The 14,469-nt window shown below is 72.3% G+C and carries 15 protein-coding genes and 1 tRNA gene; 2 read left to right on the plus strand and 14 right to left on the minus strand.

Annotation, left to right across the window (positions count from 1 at the left end; translation table 11 throughout):
• Positions 1 to 14: 14 nt before the first annotated feature.
• From STRBO_RS0127930 to STRBO_RS0127990, 13 genes are all read right to left on the minus strand, one after another.
• Positions 15 to 88, minus strand: a tRNA-Pro gene (locus tag STRBO_RS0127930).
• Between the two features lie 98 nt (positions 89 to 186).
• Entirely contained in the window at positions 187 to 546 is a 360-nt protein-coding gene (locus tag STRBO_RS0127935; RefSeq protein WP_005484560.1) for an MmcQ/YjbR family DNA-binding protein, read from the minus strand.
• A 58-nt stretch (positions 547 to 604) separates the two neighbouring features.
• Positions 605 to 1,201, minus strand: a complete 597-nt coding sequence (locus tag STRBO_RS0127940) for a GNAT family N-acetyltransferase (protein ID WP_005484562.1) — start codon at positions 1,199 to 1,201, stop codon at positions 605 to 607.
• Complete coding sequence (locus tag STRBO_RS0127945; protein WP_005484563.1) at positions 1,198 to 1,782, minus strand: helix-turn-helix domain-containing protein; 585 nt, start codon at positions 1,780 to 1,782, stop codon at positions 1,198 to 1,200. The genes STRBO_RS0127940 and STRBO_RS0127945 overlap by 4 nt, the downstream gene beginning before the upstream one ends.
• Positions 1,783 to 1,828: 46 nt before the next feature.
• Positions 1,829 to 2,728, minus strand: coding sequence for a LysR family transcriptional regulator (locus STRBO_RS0127950; protein ID WP_020115180.1), 900 nt, complete (start codon positions 2,726 to 2,728; stop codon positions 1,829 to 1,831).
• A gap of 71 nt (positions 2,729 to 2,799) precedes the next feature.
• The gene (locus STRBO_RS0127955) at positions 2,800 to 3,999 is read right to left on the minus strand and encodes a glycine C-acetyltransferase (protein WP_005484565.1); all 1,200 of its coding nucleotides are present in this window, start codon (positions 3,997 to 3,999) and stop codon (positions 2,800 to 2,802) included.
• A 29-nt stretch (positions 4,000 to 4,028) separates the two neighbouring features.
• Positions 4,029 to 5,057: an L-threonine 3-dehydrogenase gene (gene tdh / locus STRBO_RS0127960; protein ID WP_005484566.1), complete on the minus strand. Its 1,029-nt coding sequence runs from the start codon at positions 5,055 to 5,057 to the stop codon at positions 4,029 to 4,031.
• 198 nt (positions 5,058 to 5,255) lie between these two features.
• On the minus strand, positions 5,256 to 5,813 hold the full coding sequence (locus tag STRBO_RS0127965; protein WP_005484567.1) for a GAF domain-containing protein: 558 nt from the start codon (positions 5,811 to 5,813) through the stop codon (positions 5,256 to 5,258).
• Positions 5,810 to 6,409 carry a GTP-binding protein gene (locus STRBO_RS0127970; RefSeq protein WP_005484568.1) on the minus strand — a complete coding sequence of 200 codons (600 nt, stop codon included), beginning with the start codon at positions 6,407 to 6,409 and terminating at the stop codon, positions 5,810 to 5,812. Before STRBO_RS0127970 ends, STRBO_RS0127965 begins: the two co-directional genes overlap by 4 nt.
• The gene (locus tag STRBO_RS0127975; RefSeq protein WP_028796883.1) at positions 6,387 to 6,758 is read right to left on the minus strand and encodes a DUF742 domain-containing protein; all 372 of its coding nucleotides are present in this window, start codon (positions 6,756 to 6,758) and stop codon (positions 6,387 to 6,389) included. The genes STRBO_RS0127970 and STRBO_RS0127975 overlap by 23 nt, the downstream gene beginning before the upstream one ends.
• Positions 6,759 to 6,760: 2 nt before the next feature.
• On the minus strand, positions 6,761 to 7,192 hold the full coding sequence (locus STRBO_RS0127980; RefSeq protein WP_005484571.1) for a roadblock/LC7 domain-containing protein: 432 nt from the start codon (positions 7,190 to 7,192) through the stop codon (positions 6,761 to 6,763).
• 80 nt (positions 7,193 to 7,272) lie between these two features.
• Positions 7,273 to 9,582 (minus strand): sensor histidine kinase, encoded by a 2,310-nt coding sequence (locus STRBO_RS0127985; RefSeq protein ID WP_028796884.1) that lies wholly within the window; start codon positions 9,580 to 9,582, stop codon positions 7,273 to 7,275.
• Between the two features lie 388 nt (positions 9,583 to 9,970).
• Complete coding sequence (locus tag STRBO_RS0127990) at positions 9,971 to 11,149, minus strand: MBL fold metallo-hydrolase (RefSeq protein WP_028796885.1); 1,179 nt, start codon at positions 11,147 to 11,149, stop codon at positions 9,971 to 9,973.
• Between the two features lie 181 nt (positions 11,150 to 11,330).
• On the opposite strand from STRBO_RS0127990, the gene STRBO_RS0127995 reads away from it, so the two are divergent.
• Entirely contained in the window at positions 11,331 to 12,512 is a 1,182-nt protein-coding gene (locus tag STRBO_RS0127995) for a Glu/Leu/Phe/Val dehydrogenase dimerization domain-containing protein (RefSeq protein WP_005484578.1), read from the plus strand.
• A 44-nt stretch (positions 12,513 to 12,556) separates the two neighbouring features.
• The gene (locus STRBO_RS0128000) at positions 12,557 to 13,177 is read left to right on the plus strand and encodes a TetR/AcrR family transcriptional regulator (protein WP_209442957.1); all 621 of its coding nucleotides are present in this window, start codon (positions 12,557 to 12,559) and stop codon (positions 13,175 to 13,177) included.
• Between the two features lie 331 nt (positions 13,178 to 13,508).
• Here the strand turns inward: STRBO_RS0128000 and STRBO_RS0128005 are convergent, their stop codons facing one another.
• A complete protein-coding gene (locus STRBO_RS0128005; protein WP_020115181.1) occupies positions 13,509 to 14,294 on the minus strand; it encodes an SGNH/GDSL hydrolase family protein in 786 nt (261 codons plus the stop codon).
• Between the last annotated feature and the right edge of the window lie 175 nt (positions 14,295 to 14,469).

Raw genomic sequence — 14,469 nt, forward strand, 5'->3', positions numbered from 1 at the left:
ACGACTTCGTAAAGTCGGGACGACAGGATTTGAACCTGCGACCCCTTGACCCCCAGTCAAGTGCGCTACCAAGCTGCGCCACGTCCCGTTGCCCGTCTGACCTGGGGTTTCCCCTGGCTGAACGTGCACGGAAACAATACCGCACTCGGACCGGTGGTCGCGCACCCGTTTTGTCGGGGCGTCTTGTCAGTCGGCCGCCGGGAGGCCCAACTCCGGGTGCGCGTCGAGCAGTCCGGTCGGGGCCGCCTGGCGCCAGGAGTCGGCGAGGATGTCGCGCAGCTCCGGGGCGTCCTCCAGGGCTGCGAGCCGCACCCGCACCCATGCGAAGCCCGCCTCGTGGTCGGCGATCCAGAACTTGCCGGGCTCGGCGAGGACCAGCTCGTCGCGCTCCTCCTTCGGGCAGCGCACCGCCATGGAGGTCTCGTCCTCCGGCAGCGTCGCGAACATCTTTCCCGCCACCCGGAAGGTCGGCATGTTCCAGGCGACCTTCTCCGTGGTGTCGGGCAGGGCGAGGGCGGCACGTCGTACGTCTTCGGCATCCGGCATGGGACGCACCGTAGCGGGCGCCACCGACAATCAGCGGTGGGAGCCGGTACCGAGGCCGTCACGGGGCTGCCGTTGCGGGCGTGACATCGGCGCCCACCCGCTTGTAGTAGACGGACGTCGGCCGCAGTGTCCCGTGCGGGTCCGCCGCGTAGTCGGGGATCTGTCCGATCCGGGTCCAGCCGGTCCCGTCGTAGAGACGCTCGGCGGGGCTGCCGGTCTCGGTGTCCAGGTGGAGCAGGGTGACGCCCGCTTCGGCGGCGGCCCGCTCGGCGGTCGCGAGGAGCGCGCGGCCGAGACCGCGGCCACGGCCGTCCCGGTGGACCATCAGCTTGACGAGTTCGGCCCGGTGGCGGCTGTTGGGCCGGTCCGGGAAGACGAGGCCGACCGTGCCGAGCACCCGGGCGCCGTCGCGGGCCACCCACACGGCCTGCCCACCGCTCCGCACGGCCTCGACGCGCTCTCTCCACCAGGCCACCGCCGCCGCCCGGTCCAGCGGTGCGAGGAAGCCGACCGAGGCACCGCCCCGCACGGTGTCGACCAGCAGGTCCGCCATCCCCTCGACCAGCGACGGTGGCTGTCGTCCGGTGAGCCGGGATATCACCGCTCCGGACGCGGACTTGGACGGCGCCTCGGGGCCGGCCGCGGTCTCGTTCACGGCTTCACCACCATCAGGGCGTACCGCGCGTCCTCGGTTCCCGGGCACCGGAACCGCGTCGGCCCCCACACCCGCATCCGCAGACAGTCCCCGGCGGCCAAACGGTGCTCGGCGTCGCGGTCGGTGACGTGGAGGGTGCCGTCCAGGACCCAGATGTGCTGTTCGAGGCCGGCTACCGGTGGGCCGTCGTAGGAGAGGTCCGCGCCCGCCGTCAGCCGCCCCTCGACCAGTTCGCCGCGCAGGCCGGGCATCGGCGGTGACACGGAGCGCCTGAGGAATCCGGAGGGCCTGTCCTCCCACAGCGCCTGCTCCGCCGCGCGCACGACGGAGGCCGGCTCCGCCTCGACCTCGCCGAGAAGCTGGGACATCGTCCGGCCGTACACCCGGCAGAGGCGGTTGAGCAGGGCGGCCGTGGGGCTGGTCTCCGCCCGTTCGACCCGGGAGAGGGTCGACCGGCTCACTCCACTGCGGTCCGCCAACTCCCCCAGGGACCAGCCGTGTTCGGCCCGTAGCTCGGCCAGGCGCGCGGCCAGCCGGAGATCGACGGGGTCCGGTTCGACGACTTTTTCGACACTTCCCATATTCGGGATGCTATCCCTCGTCCGGGACGCCGCGTCGGCGGCCGTCTCATTGCGCCGCTTCCCCCAGCGCCTCCAGCACCGGCCGGATCAGCGGGTGACCCTCCGCGCCGCGGCGGACGGCGGCGAAGACACGGCGAGTGGGGGCCACGCCGTCCACGGGGCGGACGACCACGCCCGTGAGGTCCGTGCCCCGCAGCGCCGAGCGGGGGACGAGGGCGACGCCCGCGTCGGCGGAGGCCAGGGCGACGACGGCACGGAAGTCGTCGGAGGAGTGTTCGAGACGGGGCTGGAAGCCGGCGTTCTCACAGGCCAGGACCACCACGTCGTGGCAGGGATTGCCGGGGTAGGGGCCGATCCAGGGGTCCTTCGCCAGTTCGGCGAGCGGCACCTCGGCCGTGTCGGCGAGGCGGTGGCCGAGGGGCACGACCGCGTCGAAGGGCTCGGCGTACAGCGGGAGGTGGGTGAGGCGGGGGTCGTCGGCGGCCGGGGCGCCCCGGTACTCGACGGCCACGGCGATGTCGCCCTGCCGGTCCAGGACCATCGGCAGGCTCGCGTCGCCCTCGGCGTCCTGGACGCGCAGGCGGATGCCGGGCGCCGACACCGCGAGGCGGGCCAGCGCGGGTGCGACGACCTGGGCGATCCCGGTGGCGAAGGCGGCGACCGTGACGGTGCCGGCCGCGCCCGAGCTGTACGCGGCCAGTTCCGCCGCCGCCTGCTCCAGCTGGGCGAGGACCGCGTGGGTGTGGCCGAGCAGGATCTCGCCGGCCGGGGTGAGTCGTACGCCCTTCGCGCCGCGCTCGACCAGGCGGTGGCCCGTCTCCTGTTCCAGGGCGGTCAGCTGCTGGGAGACGGCGGACGGGGTGAGGTAGAGCGCGGCGGCAGCCGCCGTCACCGTGCGGTGGTCGGCCACCGCACGCAGGATGTGGAGCCGCCGCGCTTCGATCATGAGACCGATTCTCTCAAATGCGCGCTTTCCCCCTGAACCGGTCCGCCCGGGCCACCGGCCCGGGCTCCGGCTCAGGCCTCCAGCTCGGCCCGCGCCGCCACGAACGCGTCGACCACGCGGTGGACGTCCGCCGTCGAGTGCGCGGCGGAGAGCTGGACGCGGATACGGGCCTGGCCCTGCGGAACGACCGGGTAGGAGAAGCCGATCACGTAGACGCCGCGCTCCAGGAGCAGCTCGGCCAGGCGGCCCGCCTTCGAGGCGTCGCCGATCATGACGGGGGCGATGGGGTGGTCACCGGGCAGGATGTCGAAGCCCTCCTCGGTCATCCGGCTCCGGAACAGCGCGGTGTTCTCGGCGAGGCGGACGCGCAGATCGTCCGCCGACTCCAGGAGGTCGAGGACCTTCAGGGAGGCCGCCGCGATCACCGGGGCGAGCGTGTTCGAGAAGAGGTACGGGCGGGAGCGCTGGCGCAGCAGGGCGACGATCTCGGCGCGGGCGGCGACGTAACCGCCGGAGGCACCGCCGAGGGCCTTGCCGAGGGTGCCGGTGATGATGTCGACGCGGTCCATGACGCCGTGCAGTTCGGGGGTGCCGCGGCCGCCGGGGCCGGTGAAGCCGACGGCGTGCGAGTCGTCGACCATGACCATGGCGTCGTGGCGGTCGGCGAGGTCGCAGATCTCACGGAGCGGGGCCACATAGCCGTCCATGGAGAACACGCCGTCGGTGACGATGAGCTTCCGGCGGGCGCCGCCCTCCGCGGCCTCCTTCAACTGCCGTTCCAGGTCGGCGAGATCACGGTTGGCGTACCGGAAGCGGCGGGCCTTGGAGAGCCGGATGCCGTCGATGATCGAGGCGTGGTTGAGGGCGTCGGAGATCACCGCGTCCTCGGGGCCGAGCAGGGTCTCGAAGACACCGCCGTTGGCGTCGAAGCAGGAGGAGTACAGGATGGTGTCCTCCTGGCCGAGGAACGCCGACAGCCGCGCCTCCAGCTCCTTGTGCACCTCCTGCGTGCCGCAGATGAAGCGGACGGAGGCCATGCCGTAGCCCCAGCGGTCGAGGGCCTCGTGGGCGGCGGCGATCACCTCGGGGTGGTCGGCGAGACCGAGGTAGTTGTTGGCGCAGAAGTTGAGGACCTCGCCGGGCCGGCCGCCGGCCGTGACGGCGACGGTCGCGGACTGCGGGGAGCCGATGACCCGTTCGGGCTTGTGCAGGCCGGCGGCACGGATCTCGTCGAGGGTGGCGCGCAGGTCGTCGCGCACGGAGTCGAACATCGGAGAAACTCCTAGAAGAGGCGGATGACTTACGCGGTCCAGTCGAGGATGACCTTGCCACCCCGGCCGCTCGCCGCGTCGGCGAAGGCCGCCTCGAAGTCGCGGTGGCCGTAGCGGCCGGTGATCACGGGAGCGAGGTCGAGCCCACCCTCCAGGAGGACCGACATCGCGTACCAGGTCTCGAACATCTCACGGCCGTAGATGCCCTTGATCGTGATCATCGAGGTGACGATCCGGGCCCAGTCGACCGCGAACTCCTCGGCGGGCAGGCCCAGCACGGCGATCCTGCCGCCGTGCGTCATATTGGCGATCATGTCGCGCATGGCCTCGGGGCGTCCGGACATCTCCAGACCGATGTCGAAGCCCTCGCGCAGCCCCAACTCACGCTGCCCGTCGGCGATCCGGGCCTCGGTGACGTTCAGGGCCAGACTGACGCCCATCTTGCGGGCCAGTTCCAGGCGCTCCTCGCTGACGTCGGTGATGACGACGTTGCGGGCGCCCGCGTGCCGGGCCACCGCCGCCGCCATCAGGCCGATGGGCCCCGCGCCGGTGATCAGGACGTCCTCGCCGACCAGCGGGAAGGACAGCGCGGTGTGGACGGCGTTGCCGAAGGGGTCGAAGACGGCCGCGACGTCCAGGTCGACGGGGACGCGGTGCACCCAGACGTTGGTCGCGGGCAGCGCGACGTACTCGGCGAAGGCGCCGTCGCGGCCCACTCCGAGACCGACGGTCGCGCGGCACAGATGGCGGCGGCCGGCGAGACAGTTGCGGCACTTTCCGCACACCAGGTGCCCCTCGCCGCTGACCCGGTCACCGGCCTGGATGTCGGTGACGTCACGGCCGGTGTCCACGACCTCGCCGACGAACTCGTGGCCGGCCACGAGCGGTGTGCGGATGGCCTGCCGGGCCCAGCCGTCCCAGGCCCGGATGTGCAGGTCGGTGCCGCAGATCCCGGTCCGCAGGACCTTGATCAGTACGTCGCCGGGGCCGATCTCGGGCTCCGGGACGTCGACGAGCCACAGACCGGGCTCCGCCTTCTCCTTGACCAGCGCCTTCACGCTACGGCTCCAGTGGGTGCGCCCCCGGCGCCGGGCATGACGAACAGGCCCGTACCGGGGAGAGGGGTGGGAACGCCGATCAATCTGCCGCACCTCGGCACCCCGGGTCCATCGAGGTTTTCTTAACCTCCGCCGCAGCTTTCCTTCACACCCGGCCGGGCCGCGCCATCCGCCATGAAGTGCCGCCCGTTTCCCCGGTCACGGGAACGCCTCTCGCCCCTCGATCCGGGCGGCCAGGTCCGCGGCCATCGACTTGATGGTCTCCAGGCCCGCCCTGCCCCACGGCCGCGGCCGGACGTCCAGGACGCACACCGTGCCGAGGGCGATGCCCGTGCGGTCGAGCAGCGGGGCGCCGAGATAGGAGCGGATGCCGTGGTCGTCGACGACGGGGTTCCCGGCGAACCTCGGGTATTCCGCCACGTCGTCGAGGACGAGCCCCTTGCGGCGGACCACCACGTAGGGGCAGAAGCCGTGGTCACGGGCGAGACGCCGGTCCACCCCGAGCACCGTGGTGTCCGCCGTGGGCCGCGCCGACGCATGCAGACCGGCGAAGAACTGCCGGTGCTCGTCGATGAAGTTGACCATCGCGTACGGCACCGAGGCGACCTCGGCGAGCCGGTCCGCGAAGGCGTCGAAGGCCGGTTCGGCGTATTCGCCCAGTCCCAGCGACCGCAGCCGTCGCACGCGCTCGGGGGCGTCCCGGTCCTCCGGGGTGAGCAGCAGCCGGCCGACCGGACGCGGCGGGTCGTACGTCACGTGTGGGCTCCGTGGCTCGGGAGCTGCGTCGGGGTGTGGGCGAGGAGGTAGCGGACGAGGGTGAGCAGGGTCTGGATGCCCGAGCTGGAGATACGGGCGTCGCAGCAGACGACGGGGATCTCCGGGTCGAGGTCGAGGGCGGCGCGTACCTCGTCGGCGTCGTAGCGGTAGGAGCCGTCGAACTCGTTGATCGCGACGATGAAGCCGAGGCCGCGCTGTTCGAAGAAGTCGACGGCGGCGAAGCAGTCCTCCAGACGGCGGGTGTCGGCGAGGATGACCGCGCCGAGGGCGCCCTCGGAGAGTTCGTCCCACATGAACCAGAACCGCTGCTGCCCGGGGGTGCCGAACAGATAGAGCACATGGCGCGGATCGAGTGTGATGCGGCCGAAGTCCATCGCGACGGTCGTCTCGACCTTGTTCTCGATGCCGTCGAGATTGTCGGTGGCGGCGCTCACTGTGGTGAGCAGTTCCTCCGTGCTCAGCGGCGCGATCTCGCTCACCGCGCCGACCAAGGTCGTCTTGCCGACCCCGAACCCGCCCGCCACCAGGATTTTGAGTGCGGTGGGAAAGGGGTCAGAGCTGTCGTCGTAGTCCATCGAGCACTGCCTCCAGAAGAGACCGGTCTGTCGGGTTGTGGTGGAAAACCGGGGGCTTGGTGGTGAGGGCCCCGCAGTCGACGAGGTCGGACAGCAGCACCTTGGTGACCGCCGCCGGCAGCTTGAGGTGAGCGGCGACCTCGGCGACCGAGACGGGTGCCCGGCACAGGTCGAGTGCGGTTGCGTGCTCGGGGCCGAGATAGCCGAGGGGGGTCGCCCCGGTGGCCATCACCTGTGAGAGGAGATCGAGCGCGGTGGTCGGTCGGGTCCGGCCGTTGATGACGGTGAAGGGGCGTACCAGACGCCCGGCGGCGTCGTCGTACAGAGGTCCGTCGCCGGCCGCGGGCACGTTCAAGGCCTCATCGCGGAGGGGTGGACGGTTTGACGGGGCTGGGTGACCAGGTACGGGCGGACACTCTTGACGAGCATCGCCATCTCGTAGCCGAGGACGGCGGCGTCGGCCTCGCGTCCGGCGAGCACGGCGAGGCAGGTGCCGGAGCCCGCGGTGGAGACGAACAGCAGGGTCGAGTCGAGTTCGACGACGACCTGGCGGACGTCACCGCCGTCGCCGAAGCGGACGCCCGCGCTGCGTCCGAGGGAGTACAGGCCGGAGGCCAGGGCCGCCATGTGGTCGGCGCTGTCCGGATCGAGGCCGTGGACCGACTTCACGAGCCCGTCGCAGGAGAGCAGGACCGCGCTCCTGGTGTGCGGCACGCGCTGGACGAGGCCGCTCATCAGCCAGTCGAGATCGGATACATGGCCGGTCGGCGCATCGCTCGCCATGGTGGATCGACTCCTTGGGGTGCGTTGGTCTGCGGGAGCGGAAGGGGTGGGGACCGTGGTGGGGGTGGGGAGGGGGGTGGTCATCCGGCCGGTGCGCTCCCGTCCTGCCGGGACGTGCGGTCGTGTGCCGCGTCGAGGGCCGACGGCGGTACGGCTATGGGGGCGGCGCCCCTGGGGTGTCCGCCCAGGGGCCGTGCGGCGTCCTTGTGGGGGACTTCCCTGTGGGCGGGCTCGACGGGCCGTGCGTCCGCGCGGCGCGTGCCACCGTGGGCCGACGGGGCCGGGCGGCCCGTGGGCAGGTCGATGTTCAGGTGTGTGGAGTGCGGGTGCCCGGTGTTCAGGTGTCCGGAGCCCAGCTGTCCCGTGTCGATGCGGGAGGCGGCGTCGGGGGCGGGTGGCGTGAGGTCCGCGGCGGTCGGGGCCGGCGTGGACGTGTCGAGCGTGGCCGTGTCCAGCGTGGAGGCGTCCAGCGTGGAGGCGTCCAGCGTGGACGTGTCCCAGTCGGAGCTCTCCGCCTGACGGGCCTCGGCGAGCCCGATGCCGCGCTGGAAGGCGGCCATCAGCCCGGGGTCGTGGCCGATGTAGTGGTCGGGGTCCCGCGAGGGCGTGGGCGCGGGGCCGCCGCGGAGCTGCGGCACGATGTGCTCCTGGGCACGGCGGCGGGGCAGTTGCGGCTTGCCCATCGTGCCGCGTACGGCGCCGCCGACCCGGGGGGTGGGGGGCGTCCCGGCGTTCTCGGTGACGGTGCGCCGGTCGTCGGGGCGGACGCCGGGCACGGCCTCGGCCGGGTTGGGCCGCTCGTCCCGGGCGCCGCGTCGCATGGGCAGCGGGACCGGGCCGCCGCCTCTGCCGGGCCCCTGCTGGTCCCCGGCCCGCCCCGGGCCCTGCTGGCGGGGCACGGAGGCACGCGCCGGGCTCGGGGTGGAGCGGTGGCCGGGCTCGGGGCGCGCGGGGGCCGGACGGCCGGGCTGCGCGGGTGCGGGGCGGTCGGTGGCGGGGTGGCCGGGCCGGTCGGCCGCCGGACGGTCGGCGGGGCCGGATCCGGACGACCGCTGGGGTGGGGCCGCCTGTGCGTGGCGGGGCTTGTCGGGGTGGCGTACGCCGGTGCTCTGTCCGGCGTGCGGCTGGGTCTGGATGCCGGTCGGGGTCCCGGCCCGGGGCTGGGTCAGCGGCAGGTCACCGGGCTCGCTGCCGAGGAGGCCCTGGGGGACGATGAAGGCCGCCTGGACGCCGCCGTAGATGTTGCTCTGCAGGCGGACCTGGATGCCGTGGCGGCGGGCCAGCTGGGAGACCACGAAGAGGCCGATGCGGCCGTCCTGGAGAAGGCTGGCGACGTTGACCTGGTCGGGGTCGGCGAGCAGGGCGTTCATCTTGTTCTGCTCGGTGACGGGCATGCCGAGACCACGGTCCTCGACCTCGACGGCCAGTCCGGAGGTGACGAGGTTGGCGCGGAGCAGGACCTGGGTGTGCGGAGCGGAGAACACCGTGGCGTTCTCGACGAGTTCGGCGAGGAGGTGGATGACGTCGGCCACCGCGTGTCCGCGCAGGGTGCCGTCGACCGGGGGGACCAGCTTGACCCGGGAGTACTGCTCGACCTCGGCGATGGCCGAGCGCAGCACCTCCGTCATGGAGACGGGGTTGCTCCACTGACGGCGGGAGACGGCGCCGCCGAGGACGGCGAGGTTCTCGGCGTGGCGGCGGATGCGGGTGGCCAGGTGGTCGACGTGGAAGAGGCCCTTGAGGAGGTCCGGGTCCTCGATCTCGTTCTCCAGGTCGTCCAGGATGGAGATCTCGCGCTGGACCAGGGACTGCAGCCGGCGTGCCAGGTTCACGAAGACTTCGAGCTTCTGTTCGTTGCCCGCGTGGCTGGAGAGCTGGGAGGCCCGGACGACGGCGGTGACGGCGCTGTCGTGGGCCCGGGCCAGGTCGGCGGTGAGCAGTGCGAAGTCGTCGGCGTCCGCGTCGGGCTTGGCGTGCGGCCCGCGCGGGGGCGGCTGGTCGCCGCGCCGGAGCGCGTCGACGAGGGCGCGCAGGTCGTCCTCGCTCCTGGTGCTGACCTGTCGCAGGGCACCGAGGCGTTCGCGGACGGATCCGGCGGTGCGCCCGGCGGCCACGGCGCCGATCACGATGCCGGCGAGCGCCACCACGGCGGTTCCGGCGAGGACCGCCCACAGGGTGAGGCTGGGGCGGGCGCCGCCGGCGCGGAAGGTGAAGAGGACGGCGGCGCAGGCGCTGAGGGCGACCGCGGTCGGAGGCAGGACCGCGAGGCGCATCAGCTGTGGCCGTATGTGGATCTCGGGCAGCGAGGGGACGGCGCGGGTGGCCGATCGCCCGTGCCGTCCGCCCTCACGGCGGTCTGCGCGGGCGGCCGGTGCGCGAAGGTGAGACATCAGCGTCCTCGTACTGGTCCGTCTGGAGCGTGGGGGTTTGCCGTATCTGGGCGACTTGGGCATGCGCCATCGCGTGCCGGTCGGGAGAGTCGAAGAATTCGGCCCAGCGTCGTCCGACGGCAACTGACAGTAGTCGCCATTGCGTCATGTGCGGTGCGCAGTTGACAAATAGCTTCGCAATGCGTCCCGCTCTGGTATGAGGCCTCGTGCGACAGTCCGATTAGTCTTCGGACGCTTGTTCCTCTCGCATTCCTTTTGCATCCGAATTTTGATCAGAGCTGTTCATAACAGGTCACTGAAAGACGTCGAGGGCCGGGGAGCGCATTGCTCCCCGGCCCTCGACGTCCATCGAAAAATCACCCTGTCGGGAGAATTCCCGATCGGTTTCTCAGCTTTCCGCCACCAGGTCCAGCCGCTCCCCCACGGGTGGCCAGGCGGCCCAGCCGCCGACCGGCTGCTGGGACACGGCACGCCACCACGGGTCCACCGCAGGCGTGCTCCGCGGCTCGAACGGCTGCCCGGGGTGCGGCGCGGCCATGGTGACCCCCGCGTCGTGCGTGGCCCACATCATGCGCTCGCCCGGCTCTGCCCAGGCGTGCATCGCCAGGTTGAACGTCGCCCAGTGGATCGGCATCATCACACCGCCGGGCTGACCGCCCTGGAGGTCGAGGTGGCTCTGCAGCCCCTCTTCGGGGGTCATGTGGATGTCCGGCCAGAACTCCGAATAGGCGCCGACCTGGATCATGGTGATGTCGAACGGGCCGTGCTCGGCACCGATGTCCCTGAAGCCGCCGAAGTACCCGGTGTCACCGCTGTGGTAGATCCGGTGCTCGTCACCGGCGACGACCCAGGAGGCCCACAGCGTGTGCTGGGTGTTGCGCAGGCCCCGGCCGCAGAAGTGACGGGCGGGGGTGGCGGTCAGGGTGAGACCGCCGACCTTGGTCGCCTCCTGCCAGTCCAGCTCGCGGATCCGGTCCGCGGAGACGCCCCAGTGCTCCAGATGGGCACCGACGCCGAGCGGGACGGCGAAGACCGTGTCCGTCCCGGCCAGTTCCTTGATCGAGGGCATGTCGAGGTGGTCGTAGTGGTCGTGCGAGATGACGACGACGTCGACCGGGCCGAGCGCGGCCAGCGGCACCGGCACGGGGTGCAGCCGTCTGGGGCCGGCGAAGGCGAACGGGGAGCAGCGCTCACCCCAGACGGGGTCGAAGAGCACCCGGTGCCCGTCGATCTCGGCGAGCACGCTGGAATGGCCCATCCACGTGATCCGCAGCCCGCTCGCCGGGGGCTTGGCCAGGTCGGCGAGGGTCGTGGCGTGGACGGGGATCAGCCCCGCCGGGGCCCGCCGCACCCGCTCGTCCTTGCGGAACCAGCTCTTGGCCATCTCCGCCACGGCACCGCCGGACGGACGGACCTGGGCGCCCTCGGGATTCACGAAGACCCCGTTCGCGAAGTGCGGGGATCTGCGGATCCGCTCCATTCGGGCACCGCTCGGGTCCGCGCCGAAGGCCGCGGGCCGCGCTGCGCGCAGCCCCGAGCTGAGAGAACGGGATCCGGAACCGGACACGGCACCTCCTGGTGAATTCGCTCAGGCATCCCATTATGGGCCGCCCCTGTGACAGCGCCGAGCCCGACCCGACCCGCGCGATGCAATACTGACCAACTATTCAGTTGCTCACTTTGTTCCCGTCGCTCTCGTTCGTCTCCCCCCCCGTTCTCCGCCTCCCGAGGCCCTCCCGAGGAGCCGCATGACCACGTCCCCCTTCGTGTCCCTGACCTGGACCGACCACGTCACGGGCCGACGGGGCTTCCTCGTCGTGGACCGTCTGGTGCGCGGGGTCTCCAGCGGCGGTCTGCGGATGCGGCCGGGCTGCACGCTCGACGAGGTCGCGGGCCTCGCCCGCGGCATGACCATGAAGGAGGCACTGCACTACGCCCCCGGGAGCCGCTACGTCCCGCTCGGCGGCGCCAAGGGCGGCATCGACTTCGACCCCCGGGACCCGGAGGCGTACGACGTCCTCGTGCGCTACCTGCGGGCGATGCGCCCGTACATCGAGCACTTCTGGACCACGGGTGAGGATCTCGGTCTCACCCAGGGCCTGATGGACCGCGCGGCGGCGGAGGCGGGCCTGGTGTCGACGATCCAGGCGGTGTACCCCCTCCTCGACGACGAGGACGCGGCCCGGCGGCGCCTCGCGGACGCCTTCGCGGTCCAGGTCGACGGCATCGGCCTCGACGAGCTGGTCGGCGGCTGCGGCGTCGCCGAGTCCGTGCTCACGGCCCTGGACCGGGCCGCCGCGCCGTACGCCGGGACACGGGTCGCCGTCCAGGGCCTCGGCACCATGGGCGGCGCCACCGCGCGCTTCCTGGCCCGCGCCGGACTCACGATCGTCGCCGTGGCCGACATCAAGGGCACCATCACCAATCCGGCGGGCCTGGACGTCGAGGCACTGCTCGCCGCCCGCGACCCGCACGGGACGGTCGACCGCGCCGCACTCCGTTCCACCGACCACGAGGCACCGGGCGAGGCCTGGCTCGCCGCGGAGGCCGACGTGCTGGTCCCCGCGGCCGTCTCCTACGCGATCGACACCACCAACGAGCACCGCGTCACCGCCCGCCTGATCGTCGAGGCGGCCAACATGCCCGTCCTGCCCGAAGCCGAGGAACTGCTCGCGGGCCGGGGAGTCACCGTCCTGCCCGACGTCGTGGTCAACTCCGGGACGAACGCCTGGTGGTGGTGGACCCTCTTCGGCGACATCGGCCCCACCGCCGAGGAGGCGTTCACCCACACCCGCCGGTCCATGCGTGCCCTCGTCGACCTGATGCTGACCCGGGCCGAGGCCGATGGCACGACCCCCCGCGCCGCCGCCCACGCCATCGCCGCCGACCGGGTCCCGGTCATCACGGAGCGATTCGGCCGGCACCGCTGAGCGGCCCCTCGGCGGCTGCCCGTGGGCCTGGGTAGGGTTGCCGCGTGGGCAGGGTGCGGTTGAGTGTGGCCGAGCGGCGTGCGGAGCTGCTCCGGGCCGCCATCGAGCAGATCGAGGAGCGGGGCGTCGCGGCGGTACGGATCGCCGACGTGGCCGCCGTCCTCGGGGTGAGCAACGCCCTGGTGCTCTACCACTTCTCGACCAAGGAACGACTGGTGGCCGAGGCCTTCCGCCACGCCGCCGAGGGCGACCTCGCCCACCTCCGCAAGCTGCTGGGCCGCCGCACCACGGCACTGCGCCGCCTCCGCGCGGCCGTGCGCTGGTACGCCCCCACCGGCCAGGCCAAGGGCTGGCGCCTGTGGATCGAGGGCTGGGCGGCCGCCCTGCGCGAACCGGCCCTGCGCGAGGTCACCCGCGACCTGGACCGACAGTGGAAGGCCGCCCTGGCCGAGGTCATCGAAGCGGGCGTGGCGGCCGACGAGTTCAGCTGCCCGGACCCTGCGGCGACGGCCCTGCGCCTCACCGCCCTCCTGGACGGCCTGGCCGTCCAGCTGACGGCCTACGGCGGGCCCCTCTCCCGGACCCGAGCCCAGGAATGGGCCGACGAGGCCCTGGCCCACGAACTGGGCCTGACCCGGGAGGCCCTGACAGCGGCGACCCGCTGACGACCCCGCCCCCGGGCAGCCACGGGACGGGACCCGGCCCACCGCCCCGCCCCTTCAGGGGCGCGGGGAACCGCGCGAGCAACCACGACGATCGCAACCGGGCCCACCGAGCAGAACCCCTACGGCGGTGGGAAGCGACCCATCGACACCAGCGCCGCCCCAGCGACACACCACACGCAGGCCCGCCCTCTCAGGCGCGCGGGGAACTGCGCGAACAACCACGAGGGGCAGGACCAAGCCCACCGACCCGCACCCCCACGAGACCCAGACCCCCCACCCCCCGAAGCCCGGGTCCCGCGTCAGGCTCGGCCGACCGCCGCAGGCGAGCCGGTCAGGCCACCACCCCGATCCGCACCCTGATGTCGTCCGGCGACAGATGCCCCTTGGCCGACACGTGGTCCCCGGAGGACTCCCCCCGCAGCCGCCGCCCGATCCACGGCACCAGATACTCCCGCGCCCACTGGATGTTGTCCCGCCGCATCTCCAGCGTGCCGCGCGGCGGCAGCGGGGGCCACGGCTGGTCGGGGTCGGCCGGGACGTCGACGCCCAGCACCTGCCCGGCCCGCAGGGCGACCCGCGTGTGCCCCTCCGGCGACAGGTGCAGCCGGTCGAGGTCCCAGGCCCGCCGGTCCTGCACCGTCTTCAGGGACCACAGGTCCAGCACGGGACATCCGTACCGGTCGGCGATGGCCCGCACATGCAGGTTGTACGTGGCGATCTTGCCGCGCAGATGCCGGAGCACCGGTACGTCACGGGTGTCGAAGCCGGTGGTCACCATGACGGTGCCGACGGCAGAGGTGAGCCTGGACACCGCGCGCTCGAACCGCTCGGCGACCTCGTCGGGATCGGTGCCCGGCCGGATGATGTCGTTGCCGCCCGCGCAGAAGGAGACGAGATCCGGCGCGAGCTCGAGAGCCCTCGGAATCTGGTCCGCCACGATCTGGTCGAGGAGCTTTCCCCGCACGGCCAGGTTGGTGTAGTCGAAGTCGCCCTCGGGCACCCGGTCCGCGAGGAGCACCGCGAACCGGTCGGCCCAGCCGACGAACCGCCCGTCGGGCCCCGGATCGCCGACGCCCTCGGTGAAGCTGTCCCCCAGCGCCACGTACGACCCGATCATCGTTCTGCTGTCATTCGAATCGTCTGTCACCGGCCCATGATTCACCGTGGCATGTGACCTACGCGACCGTAATAAGGGCTTGACGGACGGTGAGATAGACCACGGGTCACGTGTTGACCAACCCGGAATACACCAGGTCGGGATGGCCGCGCCCCACCATCCCGGCCCCTCTCCC

The sequence above is a fragment of the Streptomyces bottropensis ATCC 25435 genome, assembly GCF_000383595.1.
In the GTDB taxonomy this organism is placed as follows: Bacteria; Actinomycetota; Actinomycetes; order Streptomycetales; family Streptomycetaceae; genus Streptomyces; species Streptomyces bottropensis.